Source organism: Polaribacter sp. 2305UL8-11 (assembly GCF_058147165.1).
Genome location: NZ_JBYVJW010000006.1, coordinates 136,205 through 157,004 on the forward strand (window position 1 = coordinate 136,205; position 20,800 = coordinate 157,004).

The 20,800-nt window shown below is 28.4% G+C and carries 16 protein-coding genes; 4 read left to right on the forward strand and 12 right to left on the reverse strand.

All coding sequences use genetic code 11. The features are described from left to right. Positions 1-30 precede the first annotated feature (30 nt). From ACY2RW_RS07335 to guaB, 3 genes are all read left to right on the forward strand, one after another. Entirely contained in the window at positions 31-1,434 is a 1,404-nt protein-coding gene (locus ACY2RW_RS07335) for an HTTM domain-containing protein (protein WP_490122064.1), read from the forward strand. 1 nt (position 1,435) lies between these two features. Then, a complete protein-coding gene (locus ACY2RW_RS07340; RefSeq protein ID WP_490122065.1) occupies positions 1,436-3,835 on the forward strand; it encodes a TonB-dependent receptor family protein in 2,400 nt (799 codons plus the stop codon). A gap of 86 nt (positions 3,836-3,921) precedes the next feature. After that, positions 3,922-5,397 (forward strand): IMP dehydrogenase, encoded by a 1,476-nt coding sequence (gene guaB, locus ACY2RW_RS07345; protein WP_490122066.1) that lies wholly within the window; start codon positions 3,922-3,924, stop codon positions 5,395-5,397. Positions 5,398-5,457: 60 nt separating this feature from the next. On the opposite strand, the gene ACY2RW_RS07350 is transcribed toward guaB, so the two are convergent. From ACY2RW_RS07350 to ACY2RW_RS07395, 10 genes are all read right to left on the reverse strand, one after another. Beyond that, on the reverse strand, positions 5,458-6,153 hold the full coding sequence (locus ACY2RW_RS07350; protein ID WP_490122067.1) for a hypothetical protein: 696 nt from the start codon (positions 6,151-6,153) through the stop codon (positions 5,458-5,460). 134 nt (positions 6,154-6,287) lie between these two features. Next, entirely contained in the window at positions 6,288-6,725 is a 438-nt protein-coding gene (locus tag ACY2RW_RS07355; RefSeq protein ID WP_490122068.1) for a hypothetical protein, read from the reverse strand. Next, on the reverse strand, positions 6,725-8,254 hold the full coding sequence (locus ACY2RW_RS07360; RefSeq protein WP_490122069.1) for a hypothetical protein: 1,530 nt from the start codon (positions 8,252-8,254) through the stop codon (positions 6,725-6,727). The genes ACY2RW_RS07355 and ACY2RW_RS07360 overlap by 1 nt, the downstream gene beginning before the upstream one ends. A gap of 175 nt (positions 8,255-8,429) precedes the next feature. Next, positions 8,430-10,631: a M1 family metallopeptidase gene (locus ACY2RW_RS07365; RefSeq protein ID WP_490122070.1), complete on the reverse strand. Its 2,202-nt coding sequence runs from the start codon at positions 10,629-10,631 to the stop codon at positions 8,430-8,432. Positions 10,632-10,900: 269 nt separating this feature from the next. Further along, positions 10,901-13,012: a M1 family metallopeptidase gene (locus ACY2RW_RS07370; protein ID WP_490122071.1), complete on the reverse strand. Its 2,112-nt coding sequence runs from the start codon at positions 13,010-13,012 to the stop codon at positions 10,901-10,903. Between the two features lie 22 nt (positions 13,013-13,034). Continuing rightward, on the reverse strand, positions 13,035-13,532 hold the full coding sequence (locus tag ACY2RW_RS07375) for a DUF6702 family protein (protein WP_490122072.1): 498 nt from the start codon (positions 13,530-13,532) through the stop codon (positions 13,035-13,037). Between the two features lie 29 nt (positions 13,533-13,561). Continuing rightward, positions 13,562-14,362 carry a peptidase associated/transthyretin-like domain-containing protein gene (locus ACY2RW_RS07380; RefSeq protein WP_490122073.1) on the reverse strand — a complete coding sequence of 267 codons (801 nt, stop codon included), beginning with the start codon at positions 14,360-14,362 and terminating at the stop codon, positions 13,562-13,564. Positions 14,363-14,649: 287 nt separating this feature from the next. Next, positions 14,650-15,435, reverse strand: a complete 786-nt coding sequence (locus ACY2RW_RS07385) for a peptidase associated/transthyretin-like domain-containing protein (protein WP_490122074.1) — start codon at positions 15,433-15,435, stop codon at positions 14,650-14,652. 196 nt (positions 15,436-15,631) lie between these two features. Then, positions 15,632-16,432, reverse strand: coding sequence for a carboxypeptidase-like regulatory domain-containing protein (locus ACY2RW_RS07390; RefSeq protein WP_490122075.1), 801 nt, complete (start codon positions 16,430-16,432; stop codon positions 15,632-15,634). Between the two features lie 267 nt (positions 16,433-16,699). Then, positions 16,700-17,230 (reverse strand): hypothetical protein, encoded by a 531-nt coding sequence (locus ACY2RW_RS07395; RefSeq protein ID WP_490122076.1) that lies wholly within the window; start codon positions 17,228-17,230, stop codon positions 16,700-16,702. A 70-nt stretch (positions 17,231-17,300) separates the two neighbouring features. Between ACY2RW_RS07395 and pepE the strand changes: the two genes are divergently transcribed. Further along, positions 17,301-18,002, forward strand: coding sequence for a dipeptidase PepE (pepE, locus tag ACY2RW_RS07400; protein WP_490122077.1), 702 nt, complete (start codon positions 17,301-17,303; stop codon positions 18,000-18,002). A gap of 168 nt (positions 18,003-18,170) precedes the next feature. On the opposite strand, the gene ribB is transcribed toward pepE, so the two are convergent. Both ribB and ACY2RW_RS07410 read right to left on the reverse strand, forming a co-directional pair. Continuing rightward, positions 18,171-19,316, reverse strand: coding sequence for a 3,4-dihydroxy-2-butanone-4-phosphate synthase (gene ribB, locus ACY2RW_RS07405; protein ID WP_490122078.1), 1,146 nt, complete (start codon positions 19,314-19,316; stop codon positions 18,171-18,173). Further along, positions 19,313-20,761 carry an LptF/LptG family permease gene (locus tag ACY2RW_RS07410; RefSeq protein WP_490122079.1) on the reverse strand — a complete coding sequence of 483 codons (1,449 nt, stop codon included), beginning with the start codon at positions 20,759-20,761 and terminating at the stop codon, positions 19,313-19,315. The genes ribB and ACY2RW_RS07410 overlap by 4 nt, the downstream gene beginning before the upstream one ends. Positions 20,762-20,800 lie beyond the last annotated feature (39 nt).

Sequence of the window (20,800 nt, forward strand, 5' to 3'; positions counted from 1 at the left end):
ATCAATAGGTATTCAGGTTTTTTTATTTCAATGAAACTATTCAATTATAATTTTAATCATCAAACCAATTCAGCTCCATTAGCAGTTTTTCGCATATTTTTTGGTGTAATGATGTTGTTGAGTATTATCCGTTTTTGGGCAAATGGTTGGATAGAAAAGTTATACATATTACCCAAATTTCATTTTTCTTATTATGGTTTTAGTTGGATAAAACCACTGGGTAATTACACGTATTTATTTTTTATAATTTGTGGTTTGGCAGCATTATGTATTGCTTTAGGGTACAAATATAAAATTGCTATTATCACTTTTTTTCTATCATTTACTTATATAGAATTGATGGATAAAACTACCTATTTAAATCATTACTACTTTATTTCTATTCTAAGTTTTCTATTGATTTTTTTACCAGCCAACAAAAGATTTTCTTTAGATGCTTATCAACAAAAAGAAGAATACCAAAACATTCCTAAATGGACTATTGATAGTCTTAAATTACTTTTAGGAATCGTTTATTTTTACGCAGGTTTGGCTAAAGTAAATTCAGATTGGTTGTTTAGAGCACAACCTCTAAAAATTTGGTTGCCATCTAAATATGATATTCCATTTATTGGAGAAAATTTAATGCAACAAGAGTGGTTCCATTTTGCAATGAGTTGTTCTGGAATGATTTATGATTTGGCAATTCCATTTTTACTGCTTTACAAAAGAACACGTTTTGTAGCATTTTTATTAGTAGTTTTCTTCCATATTTTTACACGAGTACTTTTTCCAATTGGGATGTTCCCCTATATTATGATTGTTTCTGCATTAATTTTTTTCGACGCCAATTTTCATCAAAAAATAATAAATTTTATTAAAAAATATATACTGAATGTCAGTTCGAGTGATTTTGAGGAACAAAAAATAGTATCGAGAACTTCTATAATTACTCAGAAGAATTATTTTTTTTCAAAAAGAAAAAAACAAATTACTTTAACAATAATCGCTGTTTTTTTTACAATTCAATTACTATTTCCTTGGCGATATTTATTATATCCAGGAGAATTATTCTGGACAGAAGAAGGGTATCGTTTTTCTTGGAGAGTAATGTTAATGGAAAAAGCAGGAAGTACCAATTTTAAAATTGTAAATCATATAACAGGCAACTTTTTTATGGTAGACAATACCGATTTTTTAACTTCGTTTCAAGAAAAACAAATGAGCTTTCAACCCGATTTTATTTTAGAATATGCTCATTTTTTAGGTAACCATTTTAAAAATCAAGGGCATAAAAATATTGGTGTTTATGCCGAAAGTTATGTAGCGTTAAATGGTAGATTAAGCACTAAATTTATAGATGCTACTGTAGATTTATATCAACAAAAAGAATCTTTCAAACACAAAAAATGGATTCTTCCATTTTCTTCAGAAATAAAAATTAAAGGAATTTAGAATGAAATTCAGAACACTAATTATAGTTTTTACATTAATACAAACTGCTGTTTACAGTCAATACAAAGTTACAGGAACTGTTGTTTCTGAAGATAATAGACCTATAAATAAAGTTCAAATTTATAATGAAACTGGAGGCTTGTTAGCGCAAACAGGAATTTTAGGAAAATTTAATTTTGCCACAGAAAAAAAAGAATTGCCTCTCATTTTTTATGTAGAAGATTTTCGTCTTAAAAATATGTATCTACAATTAAAAGATTTTGCAAATGTAAAAGTGGTGATGCAATTTTTTTCAGAAGAATTGTCAGAAATTCAGATTAGAGCTAGAAAAGAAAAAGTATTTGAATTAAAACGCCTAAAAGATGTCGAAGGTACATCAATTTTTGCAGGAAAAAAGACGGAAGTAGTTTTGGTAAATCAATCTGCAGCTGCATTATCTACCAACAACGCACGTCAAATTTTTAATCAAGTAGCAGGTTTAAATATTTACCAAAATGATGATGCAGGTTTGCAATTAAATATTGGAGGAAGAGGTTTAGACCCCAATAGAACCGCAAATTTTAATACACGTCAAAATGGGTATGATATTAGTGCAGATGTTTTAGGGTATCCAGAAAGTTATTACACACCAGCTTCTGAAGGCTTGGATGAAATCCAAGTAATTCGTGGTGCTGCATCTTTGCAATATGGAACTCAATTTGGAGGTTTGGTAAATTTTATCACCAAAAAACCAACAAAAGATTTAAAAGTTACTTTTAGAAATACCATTGGAAGTTTTGGACTATTTACCAATTTTACAAGTGTAAGTGATACAGATGGAAAATTTAGTTACTACGCCTATATCAATTATAAAAAAGGTGATGGATTTAGGCCAAATTCAGAATTTGAATCTAAAAATGCTTTTGCACATTTAGGCTATCAAATTAATAATAAGAGTAAGTTATCTGCAGAATTTACTGGCTTAAAATATTTAGCACAGCAAGCAGGAGGTTTAACAGATCAAATGTTTGCAAATGACCCCTATCAAAGCAATAGAGCAAGAAATTGGTTTCAGATTAAGTGGTTTTTATACAATATTAAGTGGGAACATACTTTTTCTGAAAACACTAATTTCTCATTAAACTTTTTTGGTTTAGATGCATCTAGAGATGCATTAGGTTTTAGAACAAATAGAGTAAATCAAGTAGACCCAAATAGTGAAAGAGACTTGATAAAAGGAACATTTAAAAATTTTGGTTTTGAATCTCGTTTGGTAAGTAACTATAAAATATTTGATAAAAATGCTACTTTTTTAATCGGAAACAAATTTTACAAAGCAAATAATACCAACATGCAAGGACCAGGTTCTGATGGGAATGATGCCGATTTTGAAATGAAATTGAGTCAATATCCAAATTATCCTAGACAATCAGATAGTAAGTTTCCAAACTTAAATGTTGCTTTGTTTGGAGAGAATATTTTTTACATCAATAAAAAACTATCTCTAACTCCAGGCTTTCGATTGGAATACATTAACACCAAAAGAGATGAAATTATAAAAGATATTTTTACTGATGCAGCTGGAAACGTAATTAATGAAAATAAAAGAGAAGAAAAAGATACTAACCAAAGAACCTTTGTTTTATTAGGTTTAGGAACAAGTTATAAACTGAATAGAGCTACAGAATTTTATGGTAACATCTCACAGAATTATCGTTCTGTAACATTTTCTGATATAAGTACTGCAAACCCTGCTTTCGCAATTTCGCCAGATATAACTGATGAAAAAGGTTTTACGCTGGATGTTGGAATAAGAGGTAATTACAAGAACTTTTTTTCTTATGATGCCAATGTTTTTGGGTTGTTTTATAATGATAGAATAAATATTTATACAAGAGCAGATGGTAAAGCAGAAAGAGACAATATTGGAGATGCTAGAATTTTAGGAATTGAAAGTTTAATAGATTTTAATATCAAAAAATTATTTACAAACAACTCAGAATATGTATTTAATTATTTCATCAATTCATCGTTTATTACTTCAGAATATACAAAATCTGAAATCAACGGAATTGTTGGTAATGAAGTAGAATTTATTCCTAATATAAATATAAAAACAGGAGCACGTTTTGGTTATAAAAACTTTTTAGCGAGCATCCAGTACTCTTATTTATCTCGCCAATTTTCTGATGCTACAAATGCAACAGGAGGTAGTATAAGTGGTGTAACTGGTGAAATTCCTGCTTATGATATTTTAGATTTTTCTACTTCATACAAATACAAATTTGCTAAAATAGAAGCTGGAATTAATAATCTTTTAGATAATAATTATTTTACAAGAAGAGCAACTGGTTATCCAGGTCCTGGAATCATACCTTCATCACCAAGAAATTATTATGTAACTTTAGAGTTGCAGTTCTAACTTGATAATATTAATTTAAAGTTGTAATACTCTTTCAAGTCAATAATTAATTGTAAATTTGCACGCAATTATATCTTAATTGCAACATGATAGCACACAACAACAAAATTTTAGGAGAAGGTTTAACGTATGATGACGTTCTTTTAGTTCCTGCTTTTTCTGAAGTACTTCCAAGAGAAGTTAGCATTCAAACAAAATTTACCAAAAATATTACCATTAATGTACCAATTGCCTCAGCTGCAATGGATACTGTTACAGAATCTGCTTTGGCAATTGCTATTGCTAGAGAAGGAGGTATTGGAGTTTTACACAAAAATATGTCTATTGCCCAACAAGCAAAAGAAGTTAGAAAAGTAAAACGTGCAGAAAGTGGTATGATTTTAGACCCTGTAACTTTGCCTTTAACTGCTACTGTTTTAGATGCGAAAGCAAACATGAAAGAGCATAGTATTGGCGGAATTCCTATTGTTGATGAAAATGGAATTTTAAAGGGGATTGTAACCAATAGAGATTTACGTTTCGAGCATAAAAGTCAAAGACCAATTGTAGAGGTAATGACTAGCGAAAAATTAGTAACTGCAGATGTTGGAACATCTTTAAAAGATGCTGAAAAAATTCTTCAAAACCATAAAATTGAAAAACTTTTAATTGTTGATGAAAATTACAAGCTAAAAGGATTAATTACTTTTAGAGATATTACAAAAGTTACTCAAAAACCAATTGCAAATAAAGATTCTTATGGAAGGTTAAGAGTGGCTGCTGCTTTAGGAGTTACTGGAGATGCTGTAGATAGAGCAGAGGCTTTAGTAAACTCTGGTGTAGATGCTGTAATTATAGATACTGCACATGGACACACAAAAGGTGTTGTTGAAGTGCTAAAACAAGTTAAAACAAAATTTCCAGATTTAGATGTAGTTGTTGGAAATATAGCAACTGCTGCAGCTGCAAAATATTTGGTAAAAGCTGGTGCAGATGCTGTAAAAGTGGGTATTGGTCCAGGGTCTATTTGTACTACAAGAGTTGTGGCTGGAGTTGGTTTTCCACAGTTTTCTGCGGTTTTAGAAGTAGCTGCTGCTATTAAAGGAAGTGGAGTTCCTGTAATTGCAGATGGTGGAATTCGTTACACAGGAGATATTCCAAAAGCAATTGCAGCTGGTGCAGATTCTGTTATGTTAGGTTCTTTGTTGGCAGGTACCAAAGAATCTCCAGGAGAAACTATTATTTACGAAGGAAGAAAATTTAAATCATATAGAGGAATGGGGTCTGTAGAAGCGATGAAACACGGTTCTAAAGATCGTTATTTTCAAGATGTAGAAGATGATATTAAAAAATTGGTTCCAGAAGGAATTGTTGGTAGAGTTCCTTACAAAGGAGAATTAGCAGAAAGTATCCACCAATTTATTGGAGGTTTGCGTGCAGGAATGGGCTATTGTGGAGCCAAAGATGTTGCCACATTAAAAGAAACTGGACAGTTTGTAAGAATAACTGCAAGCGGAATTAACGAAAGCCATCCTCATGATGTTGCCATTACCAAAGAAGCCCCAAATTATAGTAGGAGGTAAGTTATACAAATGATATACTTTAAAAAAACTCAAGAATTGATTTTCTTGAGTTTTTTGGTTTTATATAAATTCTTCAAATATAATTTTCCAATTACCACCGTTTTTCTTTTTCAAAAAAAAGATTGAAGAGTGTGCATTGGTTTTGCTAAAACTTCTTGTACCTGCTAAAATAGCTTTAGTAAAATCCGTATTAAAAGTTATATCTGAAAATGAAAGCAGAACATTAAAATTTTTGTAATCTAAACCTGATTGCTTTTTTAAAAATTTATCATTAAAAACTATTAGAGAATCATTATTTTTAGGTAAAATTTTATTAAGATTTATATAATCTTTCTCATTTGACTTAATAAATTTTTTATATAATTCATTGAATCCAATTATATTCATTTTAATATTTTTGCACTCATAATTATGGTATTTTTGCATTTTTAAATCAAAAGCAAAAATTTGTTGATTTTTTTTATTTTCAATATATTTTTGTGTTATTATTAAACTATCTTTTTTACTTATTGAGGTTGAATATACAATCTTATGTATGCTGTCCATATATTTCTTATTATTCAAAATTTTTCTATAGCTAACAGCATTTGGTAAAGAAAAAGGTTTTTTAGGAAAAACAAAAAACTCCATTTGTTTTTTAGAAAAATCGCTATAAATTAAATTTAAAATTTGATACTTGTTGTGATCTATTTGGCTGTTCTTATCGTTACAAGAAATACATACAAAAAGAATTATAAAATATTTTATAAATTTCATAATTAATTATGGATTATGTTATATTAAATATTATCTATAACTTTTTTATCTTAATAATAAATTGATTTTTATGATTTGAACAATTATTTTTATTCAAACTAGTAAGATTTTGAAAGTTAATAAAGATTAGAAATTTATTCTATAATTTCTGAATTATTAACCTCTGTAATTATAATTTTCTTTCCAATAAAATCTTTCTCAATTATATAGATTCTATCATATAATTCATATAGTTCTTGAAAAGGGTCAAGTTTATTAATTTTTTTTTCTAACCAATCGAAGTTTTTGATATCATAATTTTTGAATTGTTCTAAGTGTTCTTTTCTTTGATATAATTTTGTTTCGTTTTTCTTATCATTTTTAATTACAGCTGGATCAAAGAAAATTTCTTTAAAATAATTACCAGTTTTATTTATCTTATTTATTTTATAAACATAAACTTCAAAATTATCTGATATAGAGTAAGGCTTCTTATACATTATATCTTCTTTTTCTTCAAAAAAAAGATATAAATCATTATTTGATTGACATGAAATTAAAAATACAAAATAAATTATTATTAAATATTTCATTATTTACACGTTTTTGGATTTGTAATTTTTTTTCCATTTGCTTTTAGTGCACCATACATAATCAATATAGTATTTTGTTTTTTTACGTCTAAATTTTTAAAATAGGATGTTTTATTTAAACCAGCTTTAGCAACAGATTTATAGAAAGAATCTTTAGTATAACCAATGGTACTAGACATATAGTTATGAAATCTATTATAGTTATCTGGAAAAAGCTTATGTATTGCTTCTGTACCTTTAGCTATTTCATCTACATAATTACTCCAAATAAATTCATGATGTAATTGTTTTTTTCTATACTTATTATAGTATGCAGCTAATTTTCCAATTTCAGAGTCCTCATTTGTGAATTCCCCCAATTTGTTTAAGCCACCAATAGATTTCACTAATTCAAATAGTCTTGCATGTACAGCTTCGTGAAGTATTGTCTCTGCAATAGACACAATATTACCTGTATCTACTAAATCTTTATTAATTACTACTGTTATGTTACCTGATGGACTATAAGAAGCAACAGTATGACCTCCATTCCCAATTGCTTTTCCTACCTTAAAAATGACATTATATTTTGAGTTTTCAGGAATTAGTTTATCCAGAATTTGATTAAACTGATTATTGTCTTTGAGTAATTTATAAGCGCAATTTGCTACTGAGTTTTCAAAAGATGTGTCTATAATAATTTTGTCAACTTCTACACATTTATTTGTCTCTGTGTCCTTAGTATAGCCTATTGGGCATTTACAATCAGCATATTCACATATTATAAGGTCTGGTTCGTTTATGCCAATAGTTGTTGAGCCACTTGGAGAAGTAACACCACAAGAATTGGAACTTGTACTTTTCTGCATATAATCTCTATTACAACTAAATTCATAAACAACAACTGTAGATTTATGATCATGTGATCCAACTAAATCGCCATTACACCAACATTTTTCAGTTCTTCCAATAAGTGAACATGAAACTTCTGAACCACCAAATGAATTACTTGTATCATTAAATCCATCATCATTTATAGGTATCGTGTTACAAGCGCCGAAATTTGAGCTTTTATTTTGATAAGATTTATATTTTTTTTCATGTAAAAAATTTTCTAACTCATATATTTCAATAATTCCAGTAAAGTTTTTTAATTTTTTTTCTCCATTTATATAATCTTTGTAAAACTCTGATGTAGGAATATATTTATAAACTAAGGGTTTTGATATATTTTCTTTATTTTTTGTAATAACAACATTTATAAATGATTTATTAACAAAGCCTTCATGTGTTTTAAAACTATAAGTTTCATTTTGAAATGTATCAACAACTTCTAATATATTATCATAATTTATGTTTATACCTTTAGATTTCCCTTTTGCAAAATGAAATTTATTGTTTAATAAATTCATTATTTCTGGAATTTCTTTAGATGTAATATGTCTTAGTTTATTTTTCTTTTGGTTTGAAGAATTTTCATTAAAAAAAGCATTTTCTTTTTCACAGCTAAAAAGCAATATAGAAATTCCTATGCAAAAAACTCCAATCATTAAGGGTATAATTAACTTATTTTTTTACTTTTCATAGATATTAAATTTAATTTTTTATAAACTATTTGCAATTTAGTTTTTTTTTAATAAATCTCTATAGGTAAAAACACCTATTTTCAAAAAACAAAAAAGCCTCACTTTGTGAGGCTTTTTTAATGTTATCTGAAACTAAAAACTAGTTTTTAGTTTTCTTTTTAAATTTATCAAAATCATCAGATTGTTCTTTTGGCCAACTGTTGTTAGAAGTATCTACATCTGCAGTTTCAAAGTCTGGATCTACTACAATGCTTTTAATTTCTTTTGTAGAAGCAAATACTCTTTTGGCTTTTGTATCATCTCTCATCCAAATTTGTGCTGGGAACGTTTCTCTTTTCTTAGTACCATCTGCATACGTTAATTCTACAATTAATGGCATAATTAAACCTCCTGGCTTTTCAAATTCTACAGAGTAAATATATGCTGGAACTTCTTCGCCATTTGCATATTTATCCATAGCCTTAGGATTAGCATCCTCTTTTTTATCTGTAATGTAAACCAAGTCTCCTAAATTGTCAAAGTATTGTTTGTACTGTACTTTTAATTTTTTAACTCTTTCACTTGGCTTATCTGTTAAATATAGAGGTTTTACTTCTTTAATACCAATGTCATTTACATCTGTAGTATAAAACCATCCTCTAAAAAACCAATCTAAATCCATACCAGAAGCGTCTTGCATAGTTCTAAAGAAATCTGCAGGAGTTGGGTGTTTAAACATCCATCTTTGTGCATAAGTTCTAAATGCATGATCAAATAATTCTGGTCCCATAATGGTTTTTCTTAAAATATATAAACCAGCTGCTGGTTTTGTATATGCATTTGGTCCAAATTGTTTTACATAATCTCCTTGAGACATAATAGGAGAGAGGTTAGATTGATCTCCACTCATGTATCTTGTGATGTTTTTTGCTGGGTTAGAAGCAAATAATTCTGGGTCGTAAACATCTTCTGCTAAAATTTCTACAAAAGAGTTTAAACCTTCATCCATCCAAGTCCATTGTCTTTCATCAGAGTTTACAATCATTGGGAAAAAGTTGTGACCAACTTCATGAATAATAACACCTAACATCCCTTTTTTAGTTCTGTCTGAATACGTTCCATCAGGATTTGGACGTCCAAAATTGAAACAAATCATAGGATACTCCATTCCTTGTCTTTCAGAATGTACAGAAACTGCTTTTGGGTAAGGATAATCAAACGTTAATTTTGAGTATTCTATTAAAGTAGTAGCTACTGCTCTTGTAGAATGCTCTTCCCATAAAGGGTTTCCTTCTTTAGGATATAAAGATGTAGCCATTACCGTTTTTCCGTTAATGTTTACAGCCATAGCATCCCAAATATATTTTCTTGAAGTTGCAAAAGCATAATCTCTAACGTTTTTTGCTTTAAATTTCCAAGTTTTTGTACCAGAAGCTCTTTTCTTTTCTGCTTTTTCTGCTTCTGCTTGTGTAACTATTAATACAGGTTTGTCAAAAGATTTTCTAGCTTTTTCAAAACGTTTACGTTGTGTTCTAGTTAATACATCTTTTTCGTTTTGTAAATCTCCTGTTGCTTCTACAATATGATCTGCAGGTACAGTTAAGCTTACTTCATAATCACCAAATTCTAAAGCAAATTCAGAACGACCCCAAAACTGCATGTTTTGCCAACCCTCTACATTGTTATATACTGCTAATCTTGGAAAAAACTGTGCTATTGTATAGTTATTGTTACCATCAGGAAAAGATTCTAATCCAGAACGTCCACCATCTTTATTAATATCGTTTATTAAATAGTTCCACTGAATTCTAAATTCAAACGTTTTACCAGGTGCTAATGCTTGTGGTAAATTAATACGCATCATGGTTCTGTTAATAGTATGTGATAAAGGTTTTCCATTACTCTCTACTTTGGTAATGTTGTATCCAAAACCTTTTTTTGCACCCATGTAAGATTTCTTAAAATTGTCTGGAGTAACAAAGGCAGAAGCTGCATTTGATCTTGCTAATGGCGTTTTAGAGTCGTCTGCTCTCATGTTTTGGTCTAATTGCACCCATAAATATTCTAAATGGTCTTTAGAGTTATTGTGGTATGTAATTTCTTCATCACCGTAAATTCTGTTATTGGCTTCGTCTAAACGAATGTCCATAACATAATCTACTTTTTGTTGTGAATATTGATGACCAGGAGCACCAGCTGCATTGTGCTGATCGTTTGGAGTTGCCAAAACATCCTTCATTTGTCGGAATTTGTTTTGGTCTGTGTGACCCTGTTGGATCTCCTTTTTTTCTTTTTTCTCTTGTGCTATTGATGCAGTAGCAACAAAGAATAGAGAGAATAATACTAAGGTTATTTTTTTCATTTGAATAAATTTATTTAAAAATGTGGTGTAAATTAAGAATACTTTAGTAGAAAAGTTAAATTGAGTTAAAACTTTAACAAACCTTTATAAAAAGAGGCTGTCTTAAAAGTAATTAAATATGTCAAACTGAGCCTTTCGTCTTCGTCCAAGACAGGCTTTGTCGAAAAATCTATGTAATTGATTTTGAATAAATAAGATTTCTCCATTACAGAAATGACAAATTTTAATACTTTTAATACAGCCTCTATCTTTTATATAAGTTTAAAAACTTAATTTTTCATTTTCTTTTTAAACTTTTCAAAATTATCTGCTTGTGGTTTTGGGTAACTATTGTTACTTGTATCTACATCTGCAGTTTCTAAATCTGGATCTATAGTTATGTTTGTAATTTCTTTAGATGAAGAAAATACTTTGGTAACTTCTGCATCATTGTATCTCCAAATTTGAGCAGGATATGTTTTCTTTTCTTTTGTACCATCTTTGTATGTAAACTCAACAATAATTGGCATTACCAAACCACCAGGTTTGTTATAGGTAATTTCATAGTGATATTTGTCTTGTTTATTAGCAAAACTCAATCCTTCTGAAGTATCTTCTATAAATTCTACTGCATCATTACTTTTTGTAGTATAATATTTTTTAACGCCTTTTATACCAATATCTGTAACATCTGTTGTGTAGAACCAACCTCTCCAGAACCAATCTAAATCTATACCAGATGCATCTTCCATTGTTCTAAAGAAATCTGCTGGAGTTGGGTGTTTAAACATCCATCTTTGAGAATACGTTTTAAAAGCGTGGTCAAAAAGCTCTTTACCCATAATAGTTTCTCTTAAAATCCAAAGTCCAGTTGCAGGCTTACCATAAGCATTGGCTCCAAAACTGTAAACATTGTCTCCTTTTGACATAATTGGAGCAATTCTAGATTGATCTCCACTCATATATTTTACAATATTTTTTGGATATCCTCTTACAATAGGAAAATTTGGGTCGTAATCTAATTCTGCTAACATTTCCATATAAGAATTTAAACCTTCGTCCATCCACGTCCATTGTCTTTCATCAGAATTTACAATCATAGGAAAAAAGTTATGTCCCACTTCATGAATGGTAACTTTAATCATTCTATATTTCATTCTATCAGAATACCCACCATCTGCTAAATCTGGTCTTCCTGGATTGAAACAAATTTGTGGATATTCCATCCCCATTTGTCCATCAACAGAAATTGCTTTATGGTAAGGATAATCAAATGTATATTTAGAATATGTTTTTAAAGTCTGTGCAACTGCTCTTGTAGAGTGGTCTCCATATAAAGGATTTGCTTCTTTAGAATATAAAGATTCTGCCATTACAGTTTTTCCGTTAATATTTACAGCCATTGCATCAAAAATAAATTTTCTTGATGTTGCAAACGCATAATCTCTAACATTGGTTGCTTTAAACTTCCAAGTTTTAGTGCTTTTTGAACGGCTTTTTTCAATTTTTTCTGCTTCTTTTTGTGTTCTTATAATTACTGGTTTGTCAAAAGTTTTTCTTGCTTTTGCAAAACGTTTTAGTTCTTTTTTAGAAAAAACCTCACTTCTATTTTGTAAAACGCCAGTTGCTCCTAACATGTGATCTGCAGGAACTGTAATGTTTACATCAAAATCTCCAAATTCTAACGCAAATTCTGAACGCCCCCAGAACTGATCATTTTGCCAACCTTCTACATTGTCATAAACACACATTCTTGGATAAAACTGTGCAATAACATAATTGTTATTTCCATCTTCTGGAAAATGTTCATAACCAGATCTTCCTCCTTGTGTTCTATGATTATTGATGTTATACCACCAAGAAATATTAAATTTAAATGTTTCTCCAGAAGCCAAAGGTTTTGGTAAATTTATACGCATCATTGTTTGGTTTATAGTGTACGATAAGTTGCTTCCGTTTTTATTTGTTACACTCATAATTTTAAAACCACCATCAAACTTTTTCTCAGGAAAAGCCCTGTCAAATCTTCCAGCACTAATTTTTTTTGGAAGTTTACCAGAACTAATATCTGGAGTTTTAGAATCTGCAGCCCTCATATTTTGGTCTAATTGTACCCATAAATAGCTTAGTTGGTCTGCAGAATTGTTATGATATGTAATGGTTTCTGAACCTGTAATTCTGGTATTATCATCATCTAAGGTAATATCCATTTTGTAATCTACCTTTTGCTGGGTGTATGCTTTACCAGGAGCACCAGATGCTGTTCTTTGTAAATTGGGTGTAGGCAATTCTTGTTTTAATTGTCTAAACTTGTTTTGATTTGTATGCCCTTGTTTTGTAATTTGTGCGAAACCAGTTAAGGTAAAGACACATACAAAAATGGTTGCTAGGTGTTTTTTCATAATTTAAGATTTGGATTGATAGTTAATATTTTAAAATGCTATGATATTCTTCTTTAGTTAATAACACACTTTTATTTATTTTACCTACTTTAGATTTGATTAAATTTTGTTGTTCTGGAAAGTGTTTTAACAAAATAGTATTGGTTACTTCTATTTTTTGTACACTTTCTATGTTTTCTATTTCTAGGTAGAAATAAACTAAATCACCTTCATATTCTTTACCTAAATAATTGTATTCTTTTGATACTCCATTAATTTTAAACTGAAGTTTTTCTTGAATGTATTTTTTAAAATAGACATCATTATTTTTTAACTCTTTTTTTGTGGTAAGTTGTAAATCTATGTGATTATCTTTATTTAAAGCAGTTTCTATATCATCCATAAAAACATTTACAATAATTTGAACTGCTTTTACTTTTGGTTTAAATTTAATCTGTGTTAAACTTAAATAATATTTGTGACTTGTAAACGAAAGTAATGGAATTACAAGTGTTAGAAGTATGAGGTGTTTTATTTTCATAAAATTGTGAATCCAATTATCGAGCCAAGTTACTCTTTATTTATGATTTTTAAATAAGATATACTTTCTTCTCTTAAAATTTTTATTACTTCTAATTGCTTTCCTTTTTGATGTAAATTTTCGATTCCTAAAGGATTGCAATATTCTAAAAAGTGGAAATACCTCTCTATAGGAATTTTTAATTTTTTAAAGAAAAAATCTTCTCCTAATTCATTCATAATTTTGTAAGGGAATGCTTTTTTCTGAGCTAATTTTCTTCTTAAAGCCCATAGTCTTTCAGAATATTTGAAGGGTATTATTGCAGCTGCTCCAGCTCCAACAAACTTTTTTGTAGGATCTGTTTCGTTAATTTGTGGTCTTACTCTTTTGTCTATATAATCATCATCTTCTACAATATTCATATCAATATCAGAAAAATCCATCAAATCTCTAAGTAGAGAATCTTTTTTATTTTTTGGGACAGATTTGGTATCTATACCTAATCTTCCTGTTAAATTGTGTTTTTTTAGTTCGAACTCATCTAAAGCATAGATTTTAGATTGTAATTTAATGACAATTATTTTATTGTTATAATTGTATTTTTTGATAGAAATTATTTTGGTTTTATGCTGTATAGACGATATTTTTAAAGAATCTCCTAAAGAAACAAATATCTCAAAACTACCATTGTCTAAAGAAGAAGTACCTTGGTTGCTATTTAAATTAACAATATTGGCATTTTTAACAACACCTAAAGAATCTATTACTTTACCTTTAATAAGTACAGGTTTTTTTTGTGAGTAGGCAATTGTGGATATAAAAAAAAGTAGAATGAGTATTTTTTTTGCCATATAACATATCTTGTTTTACAAATTTCGGTATTAATAGCTTTTGTTAAGACTAGAATTTTGTAAACTTATGTTAAAAATGAACCTGTTGTGCATTTTGATAAAATTCTGTCAATTCTGTAAAGGTTAACTAATTCGAGTGAATTTTACGATTGAAATGAGTAGAATTTGTATCGAAAATAAGAATTTTAGTTCTTAAAATAGTTCTCGATACAATTTTTCGTTCCTCAAAATCACTCGAACTGACAAAAGATGGTAATTTACATTCAAAATACACAACAGGTTAAAAATTATTGTTTTTTTAAAGCTAATTTAGTTTCAGAAAGCCTTTTTTGTGGAAATTTTTTACTTTCTTGAATTAGAATGGTTGTTAATTTTATATGTTCTTTTTTGTTAAAAAAGTGAATAATGTTTTTTTCGATGCAAAAATTTAAAAATGGGTTGATGTCTTCTTTTTTGATTTGTAAATCTGTGATAAAAAAATCATCTGTAAAATATTTTCTTATTTTTTTAAGACGCCTATCTTCTTTAGCTAATTTTTCTACAATTCTTTTTCTTCTATTATTTCCGTTTAAAGAATTTATTAAATTATCTAAACTAATTACACCTCCAGAATTTAACCTAACAATGGCTGTATTTGGTTTTTTAATTGTATTTGCATAAGGTAAGTTTAATGTTTTTGCATTTACTTTTGGACCTTTATAAGTTTTAATGGTTGGATCTACATAAAAAATACTTTTAGGTTTTTCTAGAGTAAATGCATTTAATTGAGCAACTTTTTCATCTAATATTATATGAATTTTAGAAGACTCAATATCTTTTTTATTCAATACAATTTTTTTACTAATAAAATTTAAATGAGAAAAAAAGAGCGTATCTCCTAATTTTACTGGAATTCTAAAAGAGCCATCACCATTAGAAATTGTTCCTTTTTTTGTATTTTTATTAATAATATGAACATCTTTAATAGCAATACTATCTAAACTTACTTTACCATAAATAGATTTTCTTTTGTTTTGAGATAAAACAGAAAAGCTAAATAAAAAGATGAAGATTAATAGTAATATTTTGTTCATATCACAAAGAAAAGGAGAGCCAGTCTTAAATGTCTATTAAAGGAATTGTAAAATGCTGTTAAATGATGAGACTGTCTTAAAAAGTACCATTCTTAATGAAAATAAAGAATCTATTCAATGCTAAAACCTTTTTTATAGCAAATTGAGTTTTTTAAGCTATACTCAAAATAGAAATAAAACTATTTTTTAGACAACATCATTTTTTTATAATTTTTAAATATTTGATACTTTCTTCTTTAAAAATTTGAATAGCCTTTAAAATTTCATTCTTTTTATAATAGTCTGTTACATTTTTATATGAGCAGTATGTAATAAAATGATAGTATTTGTCTTTTGGTATTTCTAGTTCTGTAAAGAAAAAATAAGCTCCAAGCTCTTTTAAAATTTTATCAGCAATCTTAATTTTCTCTTCTAGTTTTTCTGCCATAGATAACTCATTATTAGTATTTCCTGAGCTTCCAAAACTTGTTCCTACACCTTCAAAAGTGTTTGGTAGTTTAACAATACTTGCTTTTATTAAATGTGCTTCATCATTACCAATAGGCATTTTAGAAATTTCGTAAAAATCTAAAGCTTTAATATCTTCAACAATTTTTTTTACTAAAACATCTTTTTTATTTATGGGTGTTTTTTTAATATCTAAAGATAAAAAACCTGATAAATCATGTTTTTTTAAAACAATTTCGTCTAAAATATAAGTTTTAGATTTTAAATTTATAAAGTTTATTTTTTTTATAAAATGGATTTTTTTAGTAATTAAAACTCTTGTTTCATAGCCAATAGAAGTTACTTTTAAGCTGTCATTCTCTACTGCAAGAATTTCGAAAAAGCCCTTATCATCAGAAAAAGTTCCCTTTTTTGTGCTCAAATTAACAATATGCGCATTTTTTATAACTTTTGTAGAGTCAATAAGTTTACCCGAAAACAATCTTTTTTGTTTTTGAGAATAACCTAAAATAGAACATAATATAAAAATTAGAAGTACTTTTTTTTTCACTCAGTTTGTTTTTTACAAAGAAAACAAAGCACGTTCTTAAATGTCTATTAAAGAAATTGTAAATTGCTGTTAAATAATAGGCGTAAAAAAGAGGCTGTCTGAAAAGTTAATTTATCTGCCATTTTGAGCCTTTCGTCTTCGCTCAAGACAGGCTTTGTCGAAAAATCTATAGAATTGATTTTGAGCAAATAAGATTTCTCCATTACAGTCGAAATGACAAATTTTAATACTTTTCAGACAGTCTCGTTAATTTTTTATTAGAAAAGACTATTTCTCTAAAGTTAAGAAAAATTCTGCTTTAATTTTTATTGATGCTTCTCCAAAAGATTTATCTTCATCTATGTTTCCTTTTAAAACAATTTTAGAACCAGTAAAAGCAACAATTTCTGCAATAGTAGTTTCATTTTTACTTGTAAATAAAAGGGTGTTGTTGCTAGTTAAACTCCATGTACCAGAATCTAAACCATCAAAAGACTCAACTTTTAATTCTTCCACACTATCAGGTTGTCCTGGAATTGATACTGTAGTTACAGTTGTGTAACTTCCAATAGCAGTAACATTGTTAGGGTTTTCAGTAAAAGTATACACAAAATCAAAATCTTTTCCAAAAGAATTGGTTTCAGAATTAATGGATATTCCTTTACTACTAGCAGTAGTTTGCGCATCAAAAGTAAAAGCTGTAGCATTCCATACTCCAACTAAATCTGCATTAGTAACATTAATAGCTAAATTTTCTTCGGACGAACATGAACTTAAAATTGAAACAAAAGTAAGTAGTACCAAAATTTTCTTTTTCATAATATTTTATTTTAAATTAAAATGTAAAATTAGTTTAAATTTAAAAAATATTAATAATTATTTTTGAATTATGAAAAAAATGATCATCGCAAGTACATCTACCATACATGGAAGTAGTTATTTAGAATATTTGTTACCCACTTTAAAAGTACATTTTAATAATGTTAAAACATTACTTTTTATTCCTTATGCTAGACCAGGAGGTATTTCTTATGATGCTTATACTTCTATTGTTAAAAAAGCTTTTATTACAATTGATATTGATGTAAAAGGGATTCACGAGTTTAAAAATGCGAAAGAAGCTATTAAAAATGCTGCAGCTATTTTTACTGGAGGTGGAAATACTTTTGAGTTGGTCAATCAATTATATAAAAATGATGTTTTATCAACTTTACAACAAGTTTTAGAAAAAGGAACACCCTATTTAGGAACCAGTGCAGGAAGTAATATTTGTGGTTTAACAATGATGAATACCAATGATATGCCTATTGTATATCCACCAAGTTTTACTACTTTAGGTTGTATCCCTTTTAATATTAATGCACATTATTTAGACCCAATAGAAGGTTCTACACACATGGGAGAAACTAGAGAAACCAGAATTAAAGAATATCATGTTTTTAATGATACTCCAGTTTTAGGTTTACGAGAAGGGAGTTGGTTAGAGGTACTTAATGATAAAATTATTTTAAAAGGAAATCTTACTGCAAGATTATTTGAAAAAAATAAACAACCTACAGAGTTACAAAGTGGGGTAGAGGTTGTTATTTAAACTTAAATTTGTTTTACAGTTCAAGGTTTCAAGTTTAAGGTTTCAAGTTTAAGGTTTAAGGTTTAAAAGTTTCAAGGTTGGTTTCTCCTATCGTCGAAAATGACATTCATTATCATTTTTATTTTTACTAAAAACTAAAAACTAAAAACTAAAAACTAAAAACCAAATCTAATACTGAACGTAATCTACAATTTCTAAACCATAGCCAATCATACCTACACGTTTTTCTTGTTGCGTGTTTGTAATAAGTTTTAATCTGCTAATATTTAAGTCATGCAGGATTTGAGCGCCAATTCCAAAATCTTTGTTGTCCATTTTTATTTCTGGAGCTTTTATTTCACCATTTTCTTGATTTTCTTTTAATATAGACAATCTACTAAGTAAATTTTGAGATTGGTTTTGTTGATTCACAAAAATAATAGCTCCTTTTCCTTCATCATTAATCACCTGAAACATCTGGTCTAATTTTTTGTCTGCATTATTGGTTAAAGTGCCTAAAATATCATTATTTACAGAAGTAGAGTTTACTCTTGTTAATACTCCATCTTCTTTAGACCAAGCTCCTTTTGTTAATGCAATATGAACTTGGTTGTTGGTGGTTTGTTGATAAGCTCTTAAACGAAATTCCCCAAAGCGTGTAATAATATCAAAATCTTCTTTTTTTTCTATTAAAGAATCGTGTTCCATTCTGTAAGCGACCAAATCTTCTATAGAAACAATTTTGATGTCAAATTTTTTAGCTACTTCTAAAAGTTGTGGTAAACGTGCCATTGTTCCATCTTCATTCATAATTTCTACAATTACTCCTGCAGGTTCTAAACCTGCTAAACGAGCGAAATCTATAGCAGCTTCTGTATGTCCAGTTCTTCTTAAAACACCACCTTCTTTAGCTCTTAAAGGAAAAATATGTCCTGGTCTAGCCAAATCAAAAGGTTTTGTTCCTTTTTCTATCAAAGCTTTTATGGTTAATGCTCTGTCTGAAGCAGAAATTCCTGTAGTAACACCTTTACCTCGTAAATCTATAGAAACTGTAAACGCAGTTTCCATAGGATCTGTATTGTTGTTTACCATCATTCCCAACTCTAACTCTTTGCATCGATTTTCAGTTAATGGAGCGCAAATTAATCCACGTCCGTGAGTTGCCATAAAGTTGATCATTTCTGGAGTTACTTTTTCTGCAGCAGCTAAAAAATCGCCTTCATTCTCTCTGTTTTCATCATCTACAACAATAATAATTTTACCATTTCTAATATCTTCTATTGCTTCTGAAATAGTATTAAGTTGTACACTGTTTTTATTTTTTACTGTTGTCATAAATTTGATTTCTTTTTAGAAAAAATACTCTTAAATAATTTTGTGATGGGTTGTATAAAATTATCTACATTAAATATACCTTTATCTTTTGTGGCTCTAATAGTAAGTAAAACACCTAAAGGAACCATAATAATTGCTGCAATCCATGAACCCAACATTGCAGAAATGGTACTTTCTTCTGCTAAATTTTTACCAAATGTATTACTAAAAAAGTAAATTACATAAATGGCGATAGCTATAATCATTGGTAAACCAAAACCTCCTTTTCTTATAATTGAACCTAAAGGAGCACCTATAAAAAACAAGATTAAACAAGATAAAGAAAAAGCAATTCTGTTGTAATATTCTGTATCGTAAAAATTTAAAACTTTACGATTCCATTTAACTCCTTTTATGTTATTATTTATTCCGCTTAAAACTCTATTTATTTTTGTGCTAGAAGAGTTTAAAATAGATATTTTTTCTTTTAACAAAAAGTTATCTAAAATTTCTGGTTCTAAGTTTTTTGGTGTTAAAGAATCTGGGTATTTATTTAAATTTTTAGCAGAAGTACTTGTATATAAATTTTTAGACCTTAATTCTAGAACTTCGTTATAACTAGATTTTAAATGTGGTATAGTATCTTTTAATTGTTTGATACTAAACATTCTGTAATTATTTGTTACTTGTTCTTTGTCTAAATCTACATCTACAACAGAAGAAATATCTATATTAAATTCGTATTCTTTAAATGTGGCACTAGATGCAGCCATATCTTTTCTTTTGTTTGAAGATTTTGCAGATTTATAGTGCTCTTCATAATAATACCCATCATATAAAACAAACGTCATATATCGACTTCCTTCTTCAGAAATAATTTTACCTCTTTCTGCAGTTATTACTTTTTCATTGCCTCTATTTCCTGTTAAATCATAAATTAATACTTTTTTTAGCAAATTTTCTTCTTTACCATATTTCTTTTCAAATTTAATTTGATACCCAGGAATATCGCTGTTAAAACTTCCTGGAACTAAAGCCAATGCAGGTTTTTTCTTTTTTATATTTAAGTATAAATTAGATTGTTTTAACATTGCATAAGGATATACATTGTTTAGAAACAAAAAATTAATTCCGCTTAAAAATATAGTTAAAAACACAAGAGGCCTTACCAAACGTTGTAAAGAAATTCCTGCAGATTTTGCTGCTGCAAATTCATAGTTTTCACCAAGGTTACCCAAAGTCATTATAGAAGATAGTAATACTGCAATTGGTAGTGCTTGAGGAGTAATAATTAAGGTAGTATAATATAAAAACTTTAAGATAAAGGGTACACTTATTCCTTTACCAGCAATATTCTCGAAAGTTTGCCATAAAACCTGCATTACTAATACAAATAGTATTATTAAAAAGGTGGCTATAAAAGGTCTTAAAAAAGATTTTAAGATGTATTTATCTAAAATTTTCACTAAAAATATTTATAAGAAACAAAAGTAGCATCTTAATTA

What these genes read in the sequence shown, in the direction of transcription:
- ACY2RW_RS07335 (WP_490122064.1), top strand. Translation starts at nt 31, where the DNA reads ATGAAACTATTCAATTATAATTTTAATCATCAAACCAATTCAGCTCCA.
- ACY2RW_RS07340 (WP_490122065.1), top strand. Translation starts at nt 1,436, where the DNA reads ATGAAATTCAGAACACTAATTATAGTTTTTACATTAATACAAACTGCT.
- guaB (WP_490122066.1), top strand. Translation starts at nt 3,922, where the DNA reads ATGATAGCACACAACAACAAAATTTTAGGAGAAGGTTTAACGTATGAT.
- ACY2RW_RS07350 (WP_490122067.1), bottom strand. Translation starts at nt 6,153, where the DNA reads ATGAAATTTATAAAATATTTTATAATTCTTTTTGTATGTATTTCTTGT.
- ACY2RW_RS07355 (WP_490122068.1), bottom strand. Translation starts at nt 6,725, where the DNA reads ATGAAATATTTAATAATAATTTATTTTGTATTTTTAATTTCATGTCAA.
- ACY2RW_RS07360 (WP_490122069.1), bottom strand. Translation starts at nt 8,254, where the DNA reads ATGATTGGAGTTTTTTGCATAGGAATTTCTATATTGCTTTTTAGCTGT.
- ACY2RW_RS07365 (WP_490122070.1), bottom strand. Translation starts at nt 10,631, where the DNA reads ATGAAAAAAATAACCTTAGTATTATTCTCTCTATTCTTTGTTGCTACT.
- ACY2RW_RS07370 (WP_490122071.1), bottom strand. Translation starts at nt 13,012, where the DNA reads ATGAAAAAACACCTAGCAACCATTTTTGTATGTGTCTTTACCTTAACT.
- ACY2RW_RS07375 (WP_490122072.1), bottom strand. Translation starts at nt 13,532, where the DNA reads ATGAAAATAAAACACCTCATACTTCTAACACTTGTAATTCCATTACTT.
- ACY2RW_RS07380 (WP_490122073.1), bottom strand. Translation starts at nt 14,362, where the DNA reads ATGGCAAAAAAAATACTCATTCTACTTTTTTTTATATCCACAATTGCC.
- ACY2RW_RS07385 (WP_490122074.1), bottom strand. Translation starts at nt 15,435, where the DNA reads ATGAACAAAATATTACTATTAATCTTCATCTTTTTATTTAGCTTTTCT.
- ACY2RW_RS07395 (WP_490122076.1), bottom strand. Translation starts at nt 17,230, where the DNA reads ATGAAAAAGAAAATTTTGGTACTACTTACTTTTGTTTCAATTTTAAGT.
- pepE (WP_490122077.1), top strand. Translation starts at nt 17,301, where the DNA reads ATGAAAAAAATGATCATCGCAAGTACATCTACCATACATGGAAGTAGT.
- ribB (WP_490122078.1), bottom strand. Translation starts at nt 19,316, where the DNA reads ATGACAACAGTAAAAAATAAAAACAGTGTACAACTTAATACTATTTCA.